This is a genomic window from Corynebacterium pseudotuberculosis (assembly GCF_002155265.1).
GTDB classification, from domain to species: domain Bacteria; phylum Actinomycetota; class Actinomycetes; order Mycobacteriales; family Mycobacteriaceae; genus Corynebacterium; species Corynebacterium pseudotuberculosis.
This window is the reverse complement of record NZ_CP021251.1, coordinates 1,962,280-1,979,196: the sequence shown is the minus strand read 5'-3', so window position 1 is coordinate 1,979,196 and position 16,917 is coordinate 1,962,280. Positions and strand designations below refer to the sequence as shown.

General features: G+C 51.6%; 17 protein-coding genes and 1 tRNA gene. 9 read left to right on the top strand and 9 right to left on the bottom strand.

Features of this window, described 5'->3' with window-relative positions; genetic code table 11:
* Positions 1–22: 22 nt before the first annotated feature.
* The gene (locus CpATCC19410_RS09100; protein ID WP_013241677.1) at positions 23–550 is read right to left on the bottom strand and encodes a YceI family protein; all 528 of its coding nucleotides are present in this window, start codon (positions 548–550) and stop codon (positions 23–25) included.
* Between the two features lie 188 nt (positions 551–738).
* On the opposite strand from CpATCC19410_RS09100, the gene CpATCC19410_RS09095 reads away from it, so the two are divergent.
* Positions 739–1,215: a MarR family winged helix-turn-helix transcriptional regulator gene (locus tag CpATCC19410_RS09095; RefSeq protein WP_013241678.1), complete on the top strand. Its 477-nt coding sequence runs from the start codon at positions 739–741 to the stop codon at positions 1,213–1,215.
* A gap of 105 nt (positions 1,216–1,320) precedes the next feature.
* On the top strand, positions 1,321–1,518 hold the full coding sequence (locus CpATCC19410_RS09090) for a PspC domain-containing protein (protein ID WP_014366860.1): 198 nt from the start codon (positions 1,321–1,323) through the stop codon (positions 1,516–1,518).
* 52 nt (positions 1,519–1,570) lie between these two features.
* Here the strand turns inward: CpATCC19410_RS09090 and CpATCC19410_RS09085 are convergent, their stop codons facing one another.
* Positions 1,571–1,930, bottom strand: a complete 360-nt coding sequence (locus CpATCC19410_RS09085; protein WP_013241680.1) for a hypothetical protein — start codon at positions 1,928–1,930, stop codon at positions 1,571–1,573.
* Positions 1,931–2,057: 127 nt separating this feature from the next.
* Between CpATCC19410_RS09085 and CpATCC19410_RS11065 the strand changes: the two genes are divergently transcribed.
* Together CpATCC19410_RS11065 and CpATCC19410_RS11060 are read left to right on the top strand one after the other, a co-directional pair.
* Positions 2,058–2,300 (top strand): DeoR family transcriptional regulator, encoded by a 243-nt coding sequence (locus CpATCC19410_RS11065; RefSeq protein ID WP_228026790.1) that lies wholly within the window; start codon positions 2,058–2,060, stop codon positions 2,298–2,300.
* A gap of 84 nt (positions 2,301–2,384) precedes the next feature.
* Positions 2,385–2,828: a DeoR/GlpR family DNA-binding transcription regulator gene (locus tag CpATCC19410_RS11060; protein ID WP_227000465.1), complete on the top strand. Its 444-nt coding sequence runs from the start codon at positions 2,385–2,387 to the stop codon at positions 2,826–2,828.
* 11 nt (positions 2,829–2,839) lie between these two features.
* On the opposite strand, the gene CpATCC19410_RS09075 is transcribed toward CpATCC19410_RS11060, so the two are convergent.
* The 5 genes from CpATCC19410_RS09075 to CpATCC19410_RS09055 form a co-directional block, all read right to left on the bottom strand.
* The gene (locus CpATCC19410_RS09075; RefSeq protein ID WP_013241682.1) at positions 2,840–3,184 is read right to left on the bottom strand and encodes a hypothetical protein; all 345 of its coding nucleotides are present in this window, start codon (positions 3,182–3,184) and stop codon (positions 2,840–2,842) included.
* Between the two features lie 174 nt (positions 3,185–3,358).
* Positions 3,359–3,431 (bottom strand) — tRNA-Arg (locus CpATCC19410_RS09070).
* 102 nt (positions 3,432–3,533) lie between these two features.
* Positions 3,534–4,163 carry a LutC/YkgG family protein gene (locus tag CpATCC19410_RS09065; protein WP_013241683.1) on the bottom strand — a complete coding sequence of 210 codons (630 nt, stop codon included), beginning with the start codon at positions 4,161–4,163 and terminating at the stop codon, positions 3,534–3,536.
* A gap of 2 nt (positions 4,164–4,165) precedes the next feature.
* Positions 4,166–5,710, bottom strand: a complete 1,545-nt coding sequence (locus CpATCC19410_RS09060; protein ID WP_013241684.1) for a LutB/LldF family L-lactate oxidation iron-sulfur protein — start codon at positions 5,708–5,710, stop codon at positions 4,166–4,168.
* Entirely contained in the window at positions 5,707–6,492 is a 786-nt protein-coding gene (locus CpATCC19410_RS09055) for a (Fe-S)-binding protein (protein WP_013241685.1), read from the bottom strand. The genes CpATCC19410_RS09060 and CpATCC19410_RS09055 overlap by 4 nt, the downstream gene beginning before the upstream one ends.
* 410 nt (positions 6,493–6,902) lie before the next feature.
* Here CpATCC19410_RS09055 and CpATCC19410_RS09050 point away from each other — a divergent pair, with 410 nt between their 5' ends.
* The 5 genes from CpATCC19410_RS09050 (at position 6,903) to thrB (ending at position 14,068) form a co-directional block, all read left to right on the top strand.
* The gene (locus tag CpATCC19410_RS09050) at positions 6,903–8,555 is read left to right on the top strand and encodes an L-lactate permease (RefSeq protein WP_014522704.1); all 1,653 of its coding nucleotides are present in this window, start codon (positions 6,903–6,905) and stop codon (positions 8,553–8,555) included.
* 11 nt (positions 8,556–8,566) lie between these two features.
* Positions 8,567–10,219 (top strand): arginine--tRNA ligase, encoded by a 1,653-nt coding sequence (gene argS / locus CpATCC19410_RS09045; RefSeq protein ID WP_013241687.1) that lies wholly within the window; start codon positions 8,567–8,569, stop codon positions 10,217–10,219.
* 2 nt (positions 10,220–10,221) lie between these two features.
* Positions 10,222–11,553 carry a diaminopimelate decarboxylase gene (lysA, locus tag CpATCC19410_RS09040; RefSeq protein WP_014522388.1) on the top strand — a complete coding sequence of 444 codons (1,332 nt, stop codon included), beginning with the start codon at positions 10,222–10,224 and terminating at the stop codon, positions 11,551–11,553.
* 232 nt (positions 11,554–11,785) lie between these two features.
* The gene (locus tag CpATCC19410_RS09035; RefSeq protein ID WP_013241689.1) at positions 11,786–13,135 is read left to right on the top strand and encodes a homoserine dehydrogenase; all 1,350 of its coding nucleotides are present in this window, start codon (positions 11,786–11,788) and stop codon (positions 13,133–13,135) included.
* Positions 13,136–13,144: 9 nt separating this feature from the next.
* Positions 13,145–14,068 (top strand): homoserine kinase, encoded by a 924-nt coding sequence (gene thrB, locus CpATCC19410_RS09030; protein ID WP_013241690.1) that lies wholly within the window; start codon positions 13,145–13,147, stop codon positions 14,066–14,068.
* Here the strand turns inward: thrB and CpATCC19410_RS09025 are convergent.
* Positions 14,065–14,730 (bottom strand): helix-turn-helix domain-containing protein, encoded by a 666-nt coding sequence (locus CpATCC19410_RS09025; protein WP_013241691.1) that lies wholly within the window; start codon positions 14,728–14,730, stop codon positions 14,065–14,067. The two genes, thrB and CpATCC19410_RS09025, sit on opposite strands and share 4 nt — an antisense overlap.
* Before the next feature lie 165 nt (positions 14,731–14,895).
* Positions 14,896–16,629 carry a long-chain fatty-acid--CoA ligase gene (locus tag CpATCC19410_RS09020; RefSeq protein WP_013241692.1) on the bottom strand — a complete coding sequence of 578 codons (1,734 nt, stop codon included), beginning with the start codon at positions 16,627–16,629 and terminating at the stop codon, positions 14,896–14,898.
* Between the last annotated feature and the right edge of the window lie 288 nt (positions 16,630–16,917).

Here is a 16,917-nt window from a genome sequence, read left to right as displayed (position 1 = left end):
TGCCGCCTTACCTTATATAAGTCTATGCTTGCTTGATCGCAGAACCTTCGATCTCGATCTTTATTTCTTCAGAGAGTAAAACGCCACCGGTTTTAAGAGGAGCGTTAAAGTCTATACCGAAATCAGTTCGGTTGATCTTGGTGCGAGCCTCAAAGCCTAACCGTGTGTTACCAAAAGGATCTTCTGCAATTCCATCGATCGATACATCGAGATCTACTTGTTTTGTTACGCCTTTAATGGTTAGGTCGCCTGTGACCGTGGCTTTGTCTCCAGATATGGAAACACTGGTAGAAGTGAAGGTCATCTCGGGAAACTCTACAGTGTTAAAGAAATCGGTGCCCTTTACATGATCATCGTGGTCGTTATTGCCTGTGGTAATCGACTCGGTCTGAATAGTCGCATTAACAGTAGCCGTTGATCCCTCAACGGTGACTGAAGAGCTGAACTCAGTAAAGTGGCCACGGACTTTTGTGACCATGGCATGACGCGCAACAAAACCGATAGTTGTGTGTGCGGGGTCTAGTACATAAGTTCCATCAAAGTTGCTCATCGAGCTCTCCTATCTAAAAAGATTTTATTTTGTTGTCGTGTCAACAATACACCTTTTTGGTGACATATCAACTAAAGGTCTAAAGAAATTTTTTATTTTATTATTGCAGGTAGTTCGTATTAAATGCTAGTGCTGTTCGCACTTTTTCTATTTTTATTTGGTTAAAAATAGGGCTAGTCTTTACATTCATGACAAACCCGAGATGGCTCAATGATGAAGAACAGTCCCTATGGCGTCTGATGCTTGCCGTGAATCGGAAAGTGAGCAGAGGGATTGATGAGACACTACAACTAGGGTCGGGGCTCACCTCTTCGGAGTTCGCAGTTTTGGTGAATTTATCCGAAAGTCCTGATCATATTATTCGGCTTCGTGATCTCTGCGTCTCTCTTAACTGGGATCGGAGTCGTACGTCTCATCAGATCATAAGAATGGAAAAACGTGGTCTAGTGGTTAAGAAGCGATGCCCGGACGATGGTCGGGGCGTTTATGTTCAGCTGACTCGAGAGGGTGAAGAACGCTTACGATCTGCTGCGCCTGGTCATGTGGAGGTGGTTAGGAAATTGGTTTTTGATCCTATGGGACCAGGACATGTGGCAACCCTACGTGATTACCTTGAAAAGGTCGTGGCTGTCGATTTTGACCCGGATAAATATGTGGGTGGATAAATCCGGGATTTTTCAGGGGCATCCCTGATGCTAAGGGCCCGGTGTTTGCCGCATTATGAAGGGGTAGGGGTAACCGGATAAGTGATAGAAAAGGACTTTAAAAATATGGATACGCATTTTTATGGACGGCGTCTCTCTCGGAGCAACACCCAGAAATGGGTGGGTGGGGTCCTTAGCGGTATTGGGGAAACTTACGGGATTAACATCACTCTTCTTCGAATTCTCTTTGTGGCCAGTATTCTCCTGCCGGGGCCTCAGGTACTTCTTTATATTATTGCCTGGTTTATCATGCCCAAGTACTAAGGTTTTGTCATCAAAACGGTCGTGATCAATATGATCACGACCGTTTTGGGTGTTAAGCGGCTAGTTGCCCTAGTTCTATATCAACATGAGCGGAAAATTGAGCTAGGACGTCGTCAAGCGCAAGGGGTGAGGACTCCATGACTTTAACTCCGTGGCCTCGCAAATTATCAGCGTGAAAGCTGTCGGTGTCGCCGAGGATAAGGACTGGTTTTGTTTGTAATGCTGCAATGGCTTCGCGATCAACCCCCTTGCTAACGTCAATAATCGCGCAGTCGACAGGTTCTAGCTTTGCGGCTTGTGCCGTGGGATTTGACTCCCAAGGCACCGTTACCGCGGCTAATTTTGGCGGTAGATTGCGAAGAATCTCCTGGGTAAGCTCTGTGCTGGCATAAATTCCTGTGGTGCTGATCATTGTGACTCGTCTCCTTGAGGGGAATCTCTGTTATGTGCTCTATGTTGTTCTTATGTAAAAGGATAGAAATCATAACGATCACTGTCGATGATTGTTTATGATCGAAGCTGAGGGGTAGGGTAGGCGCATGGAGCAGCACGAACGTCATAGGGTCATTATTCGCGCGGTGGATTCGGGCAGTAAAACGATCGCGCAATTGTATGAGATCACGGGGGCTTCCGCTGTGACTATCAGGCGTGATTTGTCTGAGTTGGATGCTTTGGGGCGGTGGATAGGGTTCGTGGCGGGGCGCGGACCGTGCGTCGACGGGGTGCCCGCTATCCGTTGGAAGTGCGTAAACATGAACAACCAACTGCAAAAAGGGCGATAGCAAAGGAAGCGGCAGGGATGGTGGATTCAGGGTTTAGCGTGCTCGTGGATTCTGGAACTACCCCCCCTGGAGGCTGCAAAGCTTTTGGCCGGGAAAGATATTCACGCGTTAGCATTGTCCCTTTATGCCGGGGCTGCGCTAGCGCGTGGCGCAGAAACCTCTGTTTTGATACCCGGCGGCGATGTGAATAATGAAGATCTGGCAATCTGGGGTGCGGCAGCCGTAGAAACGGTGCTTTCCATGCGTTTCGATCTTGCTTTTATAGGTGTGTGTGCTTGTGACCCCTCGGTAGGGGTTATGTCTCCAAATCTTAACGAGGCGACGCTTAAACGTGCGGTCTTTCAAGCGTCGCGACGCGTTATCGTCCTTGCTACCCCGGAAAAGTTTTCCCGAGTCTCGTCGCATCGGGTTGCCACTTTTGATCAAGTGGATACGGTGATTACGACAAACGATATTGATATGGAAATTGTTGAGCGTCTCACCAACTTGGGAACAAACGTGGTTATGGTTCCCGTGTGCGATGAGTGATTTTCGGGGAATTACACTGCCTGGTGCGGTGTGGGGATTGGCGTTTTGCCATCGTTGTGTAGGAGCAGAAGGGCATTCTTGATCTCCGCCTGCAGCGCTTCAGCGACTTCGTGGTTTCCTTGGCGTAGTGCTTCTTCGGCCTGGGCGCGGATGCCATCTATGTACTCGCAGAGGCTGGTCGCGTTGGGGAATTTGTGCTTGCATGACTCGACATTGGGTTGTTCGTAGGAGATGGCGCTGGCTATGCCAGCCCCTGTTATGAGGCTCGCTGCTGTAGCTGCCACTGCTGCCATGGTGGTGGCTAGTTTATGGATTTTCAAGGAGGTGTCCTTTCGATAGGGGAATAGTTGTTTCATTTACAAAAGTAATTTAAAGTAAGCCTTTCCTTAACTAAAATTGTTTAAAATCACACTTATAATTTTTTGCTTTTGATGGGTATGTGCGGAGAGGCAGGTGAGGGTGTCGCCTACGGCAAAAGATAAAACGCAAACCCCCTTCTAACAGAAATTCTGATAGAAGGGGGTTTAGAGTGTCCCCGACAGGATTCGAACCTGCGACCTTTGGTACCGGAAACCAATGCTCTATCCACTGAGCTACGGAGACGCGCTGAATACAACGGATGTAATTTTAACCCATAACGCTTAAAAATACGAAGACGCCCCTTATGCGTAGAGTCAAAGGGGGCGTGACGTGCAGGGATGGGGATTAATCCACAACCATACAAATGAGAGTACGAGGGCCATGCACGCCTTCAACACGGTTCAACTCGATGTCTGAGGTAGCGGAAGGACCAGAGATCATCGTGTTGGGTCGCGTGTGATCAAGCTGCGCAACCATCTCTGGAACTCCATAGACTACGTTGTCCATGCGGACGATACAGACGTGGCAGTCGGGCACGAGAGTGAGAGCGCGGCGACCGCAAACCTCGTTGGAAACCAGGCAAATAGTGCCGGTTTGGGCGGAGGTCACGTGCGAATCGGTGACCACGGCGTCCACATCGTTGAGTAGTCGGGGGTCACTCGCGTGGGAGTCGGCTACCGCCTTGCCTTGGAAACCTGCGAATAGTGCGGTATCCAGTCCTTCAGCGTAACGGATCTCTTTTGCCCCACGGGAATTCAGAACCTCTGCGATGCTATTGGCTAGCTCGGCATCGGTGGTCTGAACGACCTGTGCTTTGTAATCCAGGAGACGGTCAATAAGCAGCTCTTTGAGCTCTTCCCGGGGGAGATCGGTCTTGGTGATGTACTCACGAACTACTGGATAGGCGCCCTCAGGAACGCCAGCAAGCTTGTTGGCGTTACGGATGCGCTCGAGGATCTCAGTTTTGGCATCCATTATTAGTTCTCCTTCTTCTGGTTAGCCGCAGGATCGTTGGGGTGGATGCCTTCGGTGCGGGCGTCGGCAAGCAGCTGCTGTGCTTCCTCGGAATCAAACCACTGACGGAAGGACTTCTTTGGAGGAACAGCGGTGTCGCGTACATCGGTCCAGCCGGCCAAGAAACTTGGCAGATGGGTGATTTTTCCTTTGGAACCACCAAGGATGCGGCCCATAAAGACCAGGTGGGTGATCATGTTCCAAAGCTTTGCATGTCCCCATGCGAGCTGCATGCTGCCCATAAGAGCTTTCTCGATCTTTGGAGCATCCGTCTCGATCTTCTTGTGGCGAAGTTCCAGAAGGATATCGGTGAAAGGAATCTTGACGGGGCAGACCTCGTTGCATCGACCGCATAGGGAGGACGCGTAGGGAAGATAAGCGTTGGGGTCGTGCTTATCTTTTATGCCAGTCATCTGAGGCGAAAGGATTGCTCCAATGGGACCAGGATAAGTGGATCCATAAGCATGGCCGCCGGCACGCTCGTAGACGGGGCAAACGTTGAGGCATGCGGAACAGCGAATGCACTTGAGGGCTTCGCGGCCGAGTTCGTCAGCGAGAACTGCAGTTCGTCCGTTATCGACAAGAACAATGTGGAAGTTCTTCGGGCCATCGCCTTCGGTTACGCCAGACCATGTGGAAACATAAGGCGCTTGGCGCTCGCCCGTAGAGGAACGGGGGAGAAGCTGCAAGAAGACTTCAAGATCCTGGAAGGTGGGAAGGATCTTCTCGATGCCCATAACTGAGATCAAGGTCTCTGGAAGGGTCAGGCACATGCGGCCGTTGCCTTCGGACTCCATGATGGTGACGGTTCCGGTCTCTGCGATGCCGAAGTTAGCTCCAGAAATGGCAACCTTTGCCTTCATGAATTGCTCACGTAGGAAGGAGCGCGACGCCTCTGCAAGCTCAGCGGGCTCAGAGGAAAGGGAGTCGTCAGTGTTGGGCATCTCGCGGATGAAGATATCTCGGATCTCAGCACGGTTGCGGTGGATGGCTGGAACCAAGATGTGAGACGGCTTGTCTTTGCCGAGCTGAACGATGAGCTCTGCAAGGTCAGTCTCACGTGCGGAGATTCCGGCTTCACGGAGACGAGAGTTGAGGCCAATTTCCATGGTTGCCATGGACTTGATCTTGACCACGTTCTTCTCGCCGGTTTCCTGGACGAGCTTGGTTACAATGTTTCCGGCTTCTTCAGCGTCGCGAGCCCAGTGAACGTGTCCACCGCGTGCTGTGACGGCCTCTTCAAACTGGACAAGAAGCTCGTCGAGACGCTGTCCCACGTCACGTTTGATTCCAGAACCGGCTTCGCGAACAGCCTCCCAATCGGGCATCTCCTCGGTGACGTTGAGACGCTTACCACGAATCGTGGTGGTTGCCTTAGTTAAATTGCGACGCTGGGTTGCGTTATAAAGCTCATGGTGCGCGGCATGAACAAAGTTCTCGTCGCCACGAAGCTGGCTGATTTCCGATGCGCGAGGTGGCATCGTGGGGGTTCCAAGTGAGACGCTCACAGTATTACCTCTCGGGAGTAGGCGGCGGAATCGGGGGTCCAAGGATGTTCCTTGGTAGAAGCTAGGATCTCGGCGATGTGAATGGCACGAATACCCACGTGTTTACGAGATAGATTTCCGGCGATGTTCATCAAGCAAGAAGAATCTCCACCAGTGACGTACTCGGCGCCGGTGAGCTCGATATTACGAGTCTTATCAGAGACCATCGCGGCGGAGGTTTCGGCATTCTTCAGGGAGAAGGTGCCGCCGAAACCGCAGCATTCTTCTTTGTTGGGAAGCTCTACGAGTTCCATGCCCGCAACCTTGGAGAGTAGGCGGTAAGGGCGATCGCCTAGTTTGATAAAGCGCAGACCGTGGCAGGAGGGGTGGTAAGTGACCTTGTGGGGGAAGAATGCTCCAACATCTTCCACCCCGGCAACGTCGATAAGGAACTCGGGAAGATCGAGAGATTTTTTAGCGGCTTCATGTGCGCCAGCTGCCAAAGTTTTATCGCCATACCTATCTGCGATGTGCTCGTGCTGCTCACGGACCGCCCCGATGCAAGATCCCGAAGGTGCAACAACGTAATCGATGGAAGGATCGGTGAATGCATCCACATAATTACGAATTAGCGGGATAGCTTCCTTTTGGTAGCCGGTGTTGACATGCATCTGGCCGCAGCAGGTCTGGTCCTTAGGAAAGACGACCTCATAGCCAAGTCGGGACAATACGAGTGCAGTTGCTTTTGACGCATCGGGGAACATGGCGTCGCCGATACAAGTGGAAAAGAGCGCTACTCTCACGGTAATTGCTCCTTGCTTCGAGGGAAACGTGGCAGTTTGTTGTGGCGTTCCAAATAGTTGGAAGCGTTACGCGCCACTGGACATAACAAATACTAGCGGGTGTGCCGATGAAATAACATCTGACAACCCCCGGTTACCTGCGCTTATTAACGAAACGTTAGTGTTATTAAAATGTGGAAGGTGGCAGGTGGTGCTGGGGTGTGGTGTGCGTATGTGCACTGAGGGGCGTTTTGCTACAAAATGTGGCGAAAAATACAGCAAGAAAAGTGTGGCGATAAATACATAGAAGCAGTGGTTGAAAATCAACCAAAGGTGTGACCTACTGCAAAAAGAACTAAAATTATGAGTTGGTAGCTATTTCGTCGCAAAATAGTAGTGACCCAAGTCCCTCGAGATGGGAGAAGCAACTAGTGTTTTCACCTGTAACGGATGCTGTAGGCGGAAGCCTTGGCCTCTCGGCGCTGTGCGCCATATTGCCGCTCATTGGCTTCTTTGTGTTCCTGATGGTGCTCAAATGGAAGGCTCACTGGTCCGCGCTCGCGAGCGTGGTGGTAGCTCTTCTAGTCGGCATCATCTTTTTTCATATGCCAGCCAACCTTGCGGTGCTCGCTTTTTCTCAAGGCGTAGCATTTGGTATTTTTCCGATCGTATACATCATTTGGATGGCCGTATGGGTCTATGACCTCACGGTTATCTCAGGGCGTTTCGATGATCTTCGTACGATCTTTGCCAAGGTCGGTCGAGGGGACATGCGCGTCCAGGCAATGTTAATCGGCTTTGCCTTTGGTGGCCTCCTAGAGGCTCTCGCTGGCTTTGGCGCTCCGATTGCTATCGTTGCCGCAATGCTTCTGGCCATCGGCCTTAAGCCGATCAAGGCTGTTTTGGTTACCTTTGTGGCAAACTGCGCCCCTGTCGCTTTCGGCGCTATGGCTATTCCGGTAACCACAGGTGGTCTGCTTACTCAGATCCCAGGTGAGCAAGTAGCCGCGATGGCTGGTCGCCAGGTTTCTTTGATCGCACTAGTCGTGCCGTTTATTCTGGCGTTGATTATGGATGGCACACGAGGTGTGCGTCAGACGTGGCCAATGGCACTTTTGCTGGGCGTGGCTTTTGGCGGTGGACAGTTCCTCGGATCCAATTACTTCTCCTATGTGCTTACTGACGTTGTTGCTTGCCTCCTTTCTCTTACATGCGGTGTGCTGTTCCTCCGGGTGTGGAAGCCAACTACCCCCGAAGATCAGGCATCCTCTATCAATGCTGATGAGCTACATCTGACCCCGGAACGAACCATCTTGGCTTTGTTACCGTATCTTCTCATCGTCTTTGTCTTCTCTTTCACCAGCCTTTGGAAGATCGGCGTTAACGTTCCTGCAGCTTTGCGGTCCACCGATATGAAGATTCAGTGGCCAGGTTTGCACGGACATATTGTTAATGCGGCCGGTGAGCCGGTTAATAACACCATCTTTAACTTCAACTGGTTGTCTACCCCTGGCACGATCATGTTCTTCTGCGGTCTGATCACAGTTGCGGTGTACACCGCGTTCTCTCGTGGCGGAAAGTACCCAATGAACTTTGGCACAGGCCTAGCTCAGTTGGGCAAGGGGGCGTATAAGATGCGGTACTCTGCCCTCACTATCGCGGCGGTAATGGGTCTGGCATACACCATGAATATGTCCAGCCAGACTGCCTCTATTGGTGCTTTCTTGGCTGCAACTGGATCGGTATTCCCACTTCTTTCTCCGCTGCTGGGTTGGGTTGGAACGTGGGTTACTGGCTCTGCGACTTCCGCAAATGCCCTGTTCGCTCAGATGCAGGCCACTACAGCCTCTCAGGTGGGTGTAAGTCCAACGCTCTTGGTGGGTGCCAATACTGCTGGTGCGACCTTGGGCAAGATGATGAGCCCACAGACTCTGACTATCGCCGCTGGCGCTGTCCAAATGGAAAATGGCGAGCGCACAATTATGGGTCAGGCGTGGAAGTACTCCCTTGGATTGCTGGTTTACTTGTGCATCATCATTTACTTACAGTCAACCCCAGTTCTCGGATGGATGGTTGTGGGCTAAACTGCTAACCCATGACACCAGCGGATCTTTCACACCTGATTAAGCGCACTGCTACTACTATCCTTGAGTCACGTGGTCTCGATGCCTCGGTTTTGCCTGAGACAGTAGTCGTGGAGCGCCCGCGTAACCCCGAACATGGGGATTATGCGACAAACGTTGCCCTTCAAGTGGCTAAAAAGGTGGGAATGAATCCGCGTGAGCTTGGGCAGTTGCTTGTCGACGCCTTAGCTCTTGATGAAGCCGTCGCGGAGGCCGGTATCGCCGGCCCGGGCTTTATCAATATTCGCCTTGCTGCTGCGGCCCAGGGGGAGATCGTTGCTAAGATTCTCGCTGCAGGTGAGGCATTTGGTCATTCAGACCTCTATGCAGGTAGCCGTGTGAATCTAGAGTTTGTTTCTGCAAACCCAACAGGGCCGATTCATCTAGGTGGCACCCGGTGGGCAGCTGTAGGAGACTCTTTAGGCCGCGTCTTGGAGGCTTCAGGCGCTGAAGTCACAAGAGAGTATTACTTCAATGATCACGGACGCCAGATCGACAGATTCACCAATTCGCTCGTTGCTGCGGCAAAGGGTGACCCCACGCCAGAAGATGGTTATGGCGGAGACTACATCAACGACATAGCAGAAGCTGTGGTTGCATCGCATCCTGATGTTCTTACTCAGGAGCCTACGGAGATGTTGGAGACGTTCCGTTCTGTTGGCGTAGAGATGATGTTTAGTCACATCAAAGAGTCGCTCCATGAATTTGGTACTGACTTTGACGTCTTTTTCCATGAAAACTCATTGTTTGAATCAGGCGCTGTTGATAAGGCGATTGAACGCCTGAAAGAAAATGGAAATCTATATTTCCAAGACGGAGCTTGGTGGCTCAAGTCTTCTGATTATGGTGATGACAAAGACCGCGTTGTAATTAAGTCAGATGGCGATGCAGCCTATATTGCCGGTGACATTGCATACGTAGCTGACAAATTCGAGCGTGGACACAACCTGTGTATCTACATGCTTGGTGCAGATCATCACGGATATATCTCTCGTTTGCGTGCTGCTGCTGCAGCACTGGGGTATGAGCCCAACAGCGTGGAGGTTCTCATCGGACAGATGGTGAATCTGGTCCGCGATGGGCAAGCAGTTCGCATGTCCAAACGCGCGGGCACCGTGATCACTTTGGATGATTTAGTTGAGGCCATTGGCATTGATGGTGCTCGGTATTCCATGATCCGATCATCGGTGGACTCTAGCCTTGATATTGATCTGGCATTGTGGCAATCGCAAAGCAGCGATAACCCTGTTTATTACGTCCAGTATGGTCATGCACGTCTGTGCTCGATCGCGAGGAAAGCTGGTGATTTGGGGATAACCGCTATTGACCCCAATTTTGCTTTGTTGACCCATGACCGTGAAGGTGATCTGATACGTACGCTGGGAGAGTTCCCTGCAGTAGTAAAGGCTGCCGCTGAGCTGCGCGAGCCACATCGTGTCGCACGTTATGCGGAAGAATTGGCTGGAACATTCCATCGTTTTTATGATTCGTGCCAAATCCTGCCTAAAGCAGGTGAAAGTCCGCAGTCTGTTCACACCGCGCGTCTTGCCCTGGCTAATGCCACCCGTCAGGTTCTTGCTAATGCCTTGGGCCTGGTTGGTGTTACAGCACCGGAGCGCATGTAACTGTGGAGAGCTTTAACGCACTTCCACCACATGTATGGCCTAGAGGTGCTCGTCGAGAAGCTAACGGAGAAGTCACGGTTGCGGGAGTTTCCCTATCCGAAATGGCTGAGCGATACGGAACTCCGGTTTTTGTGGTGGATGAGGACGACTTCCGTGATCGTTGTAAAGACATGGCTGCTGCTTTTGGTGGAGCCGAAAAAGTTCACTATGCGTCAAAAGCATTTTTGACTCGCCGAATTGCCCGGTGGGTGGAGGAAGAGGGACTTAACCTCGACATTGCTTCTCTAGGAGAGTTTCAAGTTGCGCTAAGCGCTAATTTTCCTCCTGGACGTATAACAGCTCATGGCAACAATAAGAGTGAGGAATTTCTTCGGGTTCTGGTGTCACATCGAGTCGGACACATTGTGATCGATTCCATGACAGAGCTAGAGCGTTTAGAAAAGATCGCGGCTGAGGCAGGGGTTACCCAGCCTGTCATGGTTCGTGTAAAACCTGGCATCGAGGCGCATACGCATGAGTTTATTGCTACGAGTCATGAGGACCAGAAGTTCGGATTCTCTCTGGCCTCTGGCTCGGCATATGCGGCAGCAAAACGTGTTATTGAATCTGCGTCTCTATATCTGATTGGTTTGCATTGCCATGTGGGATCGCAAGTTTTTGACGCCCAAGGTTTCAGTTTGGCGGCCCAACGAGTACTGACGTTGTATTCGAAGATTCATTCAGAGCTGGGCATAGACTTGGAACAGCTAGATCTAGGTGGTGGCTACGGTATTGCCTACACTGAAGATGAGACCCCCCTTGACGTAACTTCAGTGGCCCAAGATTTATTGGCTGCGGTGGATGACGTAGCTCGTACCTTGGATATTGATGCTCCCGAAGTGCTGGTTGAACCCGGGCGTGCCATCGCGGGGCCATCTACTGTGACAGTGTATTCCGTAGGGACTGTAAAAGACGTACATGTAACCGATAAACAGCTACGGAGATATATCGCTGTGGACGGTGGCATGAGCGATAATATTCGTCCTGCGCTGTATGAAGCAGAGTATGACGTGCGGGTGATCAACCGTAACGTTGCAGGAGATCTCGTGCCTAGTCGGATCGTAGGGTCACATTGTGAAGCTGGCGATATTCTGATTCATGATCGGGAACTTCCAAGCGGAATTATCGAGGGAGACCTCATAGCTTTGGCGGCTACTGGAGCTTATTGTTTTGCAATGAGCAGCAGATACAACATGATGGGGCGACCGGCAGTAGTAAGTGTTAAGGCAGGGCAGTCTCGTGTAATGGTTCGGCGGGAGACTATCGAGGACCTACTTGCTTTGGACGAAGGCTAAAACCGCTGGAGTAATGCATACGTGCAGGGGGGCATGCACAAGCACTTTCCGGTTGTTTACCTCCTTGAGCCGTTTCCTCCTTATAAAGTATTGATACTGGCTGCTCCCTAATCGTGAGATCTTAATGTAGGGATGAAAAGTAGTGTGGGTCCCCTGAACGGGAACCCACAGGTAAAGACGCTGCTACAATGCTTCGAAAACCAGTGTTCTACTTTTGCTCTGAAGGAGTCTTATGTCGACTGAACAGCACATCAGCGCCACGTTCAATCCCGGAAAAGGGGAGGGAGCCCCGGTAGGCATTGCGATTTTGGGCTATGGAACAGTCGGCAGCCAAGTGCTGCGCCTTCTTACTGAGAACGCTAGCGATTTCAAGAGCCGTTCTGGCGGGCCGCTTGAGATCAAGGGAGTAGCTGCGTCAAGCAAAGAAAAACACAAAGGTTCCCTGGCAGATACGCTGGGAGTTCTTACGGATGACGCTCGCTCCCTTATTGAACGAGAAGACGTCGATATTGTCGTAGAAGTCATCGGCGGAATTGATTATCCGCGTGAGCTAATCCTCAAAGCGCTGCGTTCGGGGAAATCAGTAGTTACTGCTAACAAAGCTTTGGTAGCCGCACATTCTGCTGAGCTTGCACAAGCCGCAGATGAAGCAGGCGTAGATTTATATTTTGAAGCTGCCGTAGCCGCGGCTATTCCGGTAGTAGGACCCTTGCGACGTTCCTTAGCGGGAGACCAAGTGCAATCCGTAGCGGGGATCGTCAACGGTACCACTAACTTTATCCTGGATGCGATGGATTCCACCGGAGCCTCCTATGACGATATGCTCGCTGAAGCCACGCGGTTGGGCTATGCGGAAGCTGACCCAACCGCTGATGTTGAAGGCCACGATGCAGCAAGTAAAGCGGCCATTCTAGCTTCTCTGGCCTTCCATACCCGGGTTACTTCGGATGATGTACATTGCGAGGGTATTTCTAAGATCACGGCAAAAGACATAGAAGCAGCAAAACAGGCCGGTTACACCATCAAGCTTTTGGCCATCTGTGAGCGGTTACAAAGAGAAAACGGCGAAGAAAAAGTCTCTGCACGTGTTCACCCGACCCTGGTTCCCCGAAGCCACCCGTTGGCAAGTGTGAGCAAGTCCTTCAATGCAGTATTCGTTGAAGCGGAGGCTGCAGGACGCCTGATGCTCTACGGAAATGGTGCAGGAGGAAACCCCACTGCGTCGGCAGTACTCGGCGATATTGTAGGGGCTGCGCGCAACAAAGTATTCGGAGGACGCGCTCCAGGCGAGTCAACGTATGCGAACCTACCGATCGCAAGCTTTGGGGAGGTCCTTACCCGCTTCCATATCGATATGGAGGTAGAAGACCGCGTTGGTGTTCTTGCTGATCTTGCACAGATTTTTGCTAAGAACGGTATCTCCCTCAGTACGATCCGTCAGGAAGAAAAAGACGGACACGCACGTCTTATCGTTGTCACGCATACAGCTCTTGAGGCGGACTTGGAAAAAACCGTTGAAAATATCAAGGATTCCGATGCAGTTAAGCAGATCAGCAGCGTGATTCGTTTGGTAGGAGAGTAGTCGTAACTCATGAGTATTGAGCTCGAAGTAGGCAAAAAGGTTTCAGTTACCGTCCCGGCTTCCTCCGCTAACTTAGGGCCTGGCTTTGACACATTAGGGCTTGCTGTGTCGTTGTATGACACCGTTGAGGTAGAAGTAGTTGCTGCGGGCCTTAGTGTAGAGGTTTTCGGAGAAGGCCAGGGGAATCTGCCATTAGATGGCTCTCATCTTGTTGTGAAAGCACTGCGCGCTGGACTTAAAGCAGCGGACGTGCAAGCTCCTGGGCTGAAAGTGGTGTGTCACAATTCTATCCCGCAGTCTCGTGGGTTGGGCTCTTCCGCGGCGGCTGCCGTAGCAGGGGTATGCGCAGCCAATGGTTTAGCGGGTTTTCCTTTGAGCAATGAGCAATTAGTGCAGCTATCTTCTGCTTTTGAAGGGCATCCGGATAATGCAGCGGCATCTGTGCTGGGGCAGGCTGTGGTCTCTTGGACGGAAATACCAGTAGACGGCCGGACGGAGCCGCAATACAGAGCGGTTACCATCCCGGTTGCTGAGTCGATTATGGCTACTGCACTGGTGCCAAACTTCCATGCGTCGACAGAAGCCGTCCGCAGGGTCCTTCCTACGGACGTGACTCATGTGGATGCGCGATTCAACGTGTCCAGGTGTGCGGTGATGACTGTTGCTTTGCAGCATCATCCGGAACTCCTGTGGGAGGGGACGCGCGATCGGTTGCATCAGCCGTATCGCGCTGACGTGCTGCCTGTGACTGCGGAGTGGGTTAATCGGTTGCGCAATAGAGGCTACGCTGCTTATCTTTCAGGGGCTGGGCCCACTGTGATGGTGCTCTCCACAAAACCGGTCGATGAGTCTGTGCTTAACGACGCCCGCGAAGCCGGCTTAAGAGTCCTTTCGCTGAAGGTCGCTCAGCCGGTTTCTGTCACCGTTTCCTAGTGCTCGTGGCGCTCGGTGTTGCTATTGATCTTTATGGCGCAGTATGTAGGACCTTCGTCTGGTTTGAGGCTTACATCGAGATCTGTATTGAGGACTAATGCCTGGAGCATTCCAGCATGAATAGCGCAGAGAAATCTGCTGGGCCTTTCATCGCCAGTGATAAAAGGGCATGAGTAAAGACGTAGTTCATCTTCATGCTCGATGGGATCAAAACCCATGAGACGGAGACGCCGAGCCAAGATAGCAGGGGTTTTTCTGGGGGTACAGGTTTTGTGCATGACCTGACCCCATTCAAGACCTATTTCTCGTGCTAACTCCAAAGGTGTGTTGTCCGCTGCGAGACGCTGCACGAGAATTCTAATGAGCGTTACGTATTCCGAGGCTACGGCTCTGTTGTCTGGAATTCTGGACCGATATACCAGCGAGGGGCGCCCTCTACCCTTACTAGGAGCAGTGACAGTTTGTATCGCCTTGCGTTCTAGAAGCTCATCTAAGTGGCCACGGGCAGTATTGATGTGCATACCAAGGGTTGCGGCAAGCTCTTGAATCTTGGCACCATCTTCAAAGCTTGCGACGGTGTCTAACACTTCGCGCTGTTTTTGGCTCAGGCTTAGGGCCTCCGGGAAGAGGTCGGTGGTAGGGCGGGGCGCTCGCTGGTTCATGGATTGTCCTCATCTAACAAACCTTGGCGCAAATGCAGATAGTGCATCCTGATTGCGGATGCCGTTGATGCCTGGTTTGTAACGTCTATTTCTAGCATAAAAGACATGTTGTATCACTTCCATACTGGTCTATGATTTATGTCACTTTAGGTATGGTGTGGGCTATTATGAGGAAATCTCGCCAGAATGTCCGGGACCGGGTAGAGAGATGATTTCATAGTCGCCATCGGCAACATGTTTTCTCAGGTCGATTTTGTCAAACTTACCCACGGAAGTCTTATCGATGGAATCAACAAAAGCCCAGTATTCCGGGATCATCCAGTTGGGGAAGGTATCGCGAAGCCGTGAGCGGAGCTGTTCTGCTGTGGTGTGATTACACGGTATGTCTGGAGAGACCACGGTAACAGCGAGGGGGCGTTCGCCCCATTTGGGGTCTGGATATCCGATTACTGCGGCCTCGACAACTTCTGTGGCCGCCATGATCTCATTTTCAAGCATCGCGGAATAGATCCACTCGCCGCCTGATCGTATGACATCCCTAGCCCTGTCGTGGATGGTGAGAAATCCGTCTCGGGTTACAGAGCCAACGTCGCCGGTACGCAACCAACCATCGGAAGTAAATTGTTCGGGAGCATCTTCAACATGGCGTTCTCGGAAAGTTGAAGCAGGTCCCGTACCTTCTTCCGAGTGTGAGTGATAGTAGCGGGTTGTTACCCAGTTTCCGCGTACCTGGATCTCTCCCTGATTGCGGTCGGTAGCGCTCATAACCTCGCCATCGTTAACAACGCGATACTCCAAGGAGACAGGGAAACGCCCCTGGCTGATTCGGTAGCTTCTCCGGGTTTCGCCAGATACTCCTGAGGGAGGGCGAGCGACTGTTCCTATAGCGAGAGTTTCTGTCATGCCCCAGACATGTACTACGTCAACGCCATAACGCTCTTCCCACAATTTGATCAGGATAGGAGGGACTGCGGAACCTCCAACATAGATCTCTTGCAAACTCATGCGCTCTGGGGAGTGGCGCATGTAGTGCACCATGAGCTGAATCCATAGGGTTGGTACCCCGTGCGCGACCCTAGGAAGCGCTGTGGCAATAATCTTTGCCAGGGAAGGCCCAGATACATCCGCGCCGGGGAAGACTAGTGGTGTTCCTGACATGAAGGCTGCGACGGGGACGCACCAGCTTAAAATGTGATAGAGGGGAACGCAGCAGAGGAACGATTGACCGTGCGTAACGGCTAAAGAATCTGTAGTTCGCAAATTCATACACTGCAGGTAGAGAGCGCGGTGAGAGTAAACAACTCCTTTGGGGGCTCCAGTAGTGCCAGTGGAATAGCAGATGGCAACTGCATTATTTTCTTCAATGACAGGCCAGTCATAGATTGTGCTTCTGCTGTCTAAGAGGGCCTCGTAGGAATAGCAGGTGATATTACTCGGAACAAAACGCGCTGCAGCGGCAATATCATCGCGACCGATAAAAATTACGGAACGGACCGACGGGCAGCCTTCATTTAAAATGGTGCCTAGTTGCTTGGCTAACCGCTGATCGGCAACGATTACTTGATCTTCCGCGTGATTGATAATGTGTCGGATCTGGTCGTTCATCAATTGCTTATTGAGTGGATTAAACACAGCCCCCATGCAGCCCACAGCGAAGAGCGTTTCTAAGTGCTCCGAGCAGTTATACATCATGGAAGCAACGCGTTGATCTGCGGTGATGCCTAGCTCATCGCGGAGAGCATGTGCCAGAGCTGCGGCGCGTGCCGCGATCTCTGCAAAGGTGGTTTCTTGCATAGAGTCGCCCTCAAACGTAGACACTTTGGTCTCGGCATGGATCTGCGATCCATAGGTGAGGATCTGTGCAAGATTGAGCGGAATAGGCTGCATCGTACTGAGCATGACTTACACCATAGTTGCGAAAATTGCCTCGAGTTCACCTCACACGCATTTATGCGTTAGACTGCGTTACGAGCTTCACATAATTTTTGTACTGACCGCGTTTCGCTGAATAATAGCCCCGAGACGCAGTGTTCAGTTCCCGCTTTAGAAGTTCACCACCGAATTGCTGTCAAGGTCGCGCCGGCGAAATAATGCACCCTCGCATGTGTGCGTTCTTAATGCATTTGGTAGGGATTCTCGGGCACCTACGCCATCAGTACCTGAATCCAGTTAATTCCACAGCATGCT

Bases quoted from the DNA above. Each gene is read 5' to 3' on its own strand.
- CpATCC19410_RS09065 (WP_013241683.1), bottom strand. From the start codon at position 4,163: ATGGATGCCAAAACTGAGATCCTCGAGCGCATCCGTAACGCCAACAAG.
- CpATCC19410_RS11065 (WP_228026790.1), top strand. From the start codon at position 2,058: ATGGAGCAGCACGAACGTCATAGGGTCATTATTCGCGCGGTGGATTCG.
- CpATCC19410_RS09100 (WP_013241677.1), bottom strand. From the start codon at position 550: ATGAGCAACTTTGATGGAACTTATGTACTAGACCCCGCACACACAACT.
- CpATCC19410_RS09025 (WP_013241691.1), bottom strand. From the start codon at position 14,730: ATGAACCAGCGAGCGCCCCGCCCTACCACCGACCTCTTCCCGGAGGCC.
- argS (WP_013241687.1), top strand. From the start codon at position 8,567: ATGACACCAGCGGATCTTTCACACCTGATTAAGCGCACTGCTACTACT.
- CpATCC19410_RS09085 (WP_013241680.1), bottom strand. From the start codon at position 1,930: ATGATCAGCACCACAGGAATTTATGCCAGCACAGAGCTTACCCAGGAG.
- CpATCC19410_RS09075 (WP_013241682.1), bottom strand. From the start codon at position 3,184: ATGAAACAACTATTCCCCTATCGAAAGGACACCTCCTTGAAAATCCAT.
- CpATCC19410_RS09020 (WP_013241692.1), bottom strand. From the start codon at position 16,629: ATGCTCAGTACGATGCAGCCTATTCCGCTCAATCTTGCACAGATCCTC.
- CpATCC19410_RS09090 (WP_014366860.1), top strand. From the start codon at position 1,321: ATGGATACGCATTTTTATGGACGGCGTCTCTCTCGGAGCAACACCCAG.
- CpATCC19410_RS09035 (WP_013241689.1), top strand. From the start codon at position 11,786: ATGTCGACTGAACAGCACATCAGCGCCACGTTCAATCCCGGAAAAGGG.
- CpATCC19410_RS09095 (WP_013241678.1), top strand. From the start codon at position 739: ATGACAAACCCGAGATGGCTCAATGATGAAGAACAGTCCCTATGGCGT.
- thrB (WP_013241690.1), top strand. From the start codon at position 13,145: ATGAGTATTGAGCTCGAAGTAGGCAAAAAGGTTTCAGTTACCGTCCCG.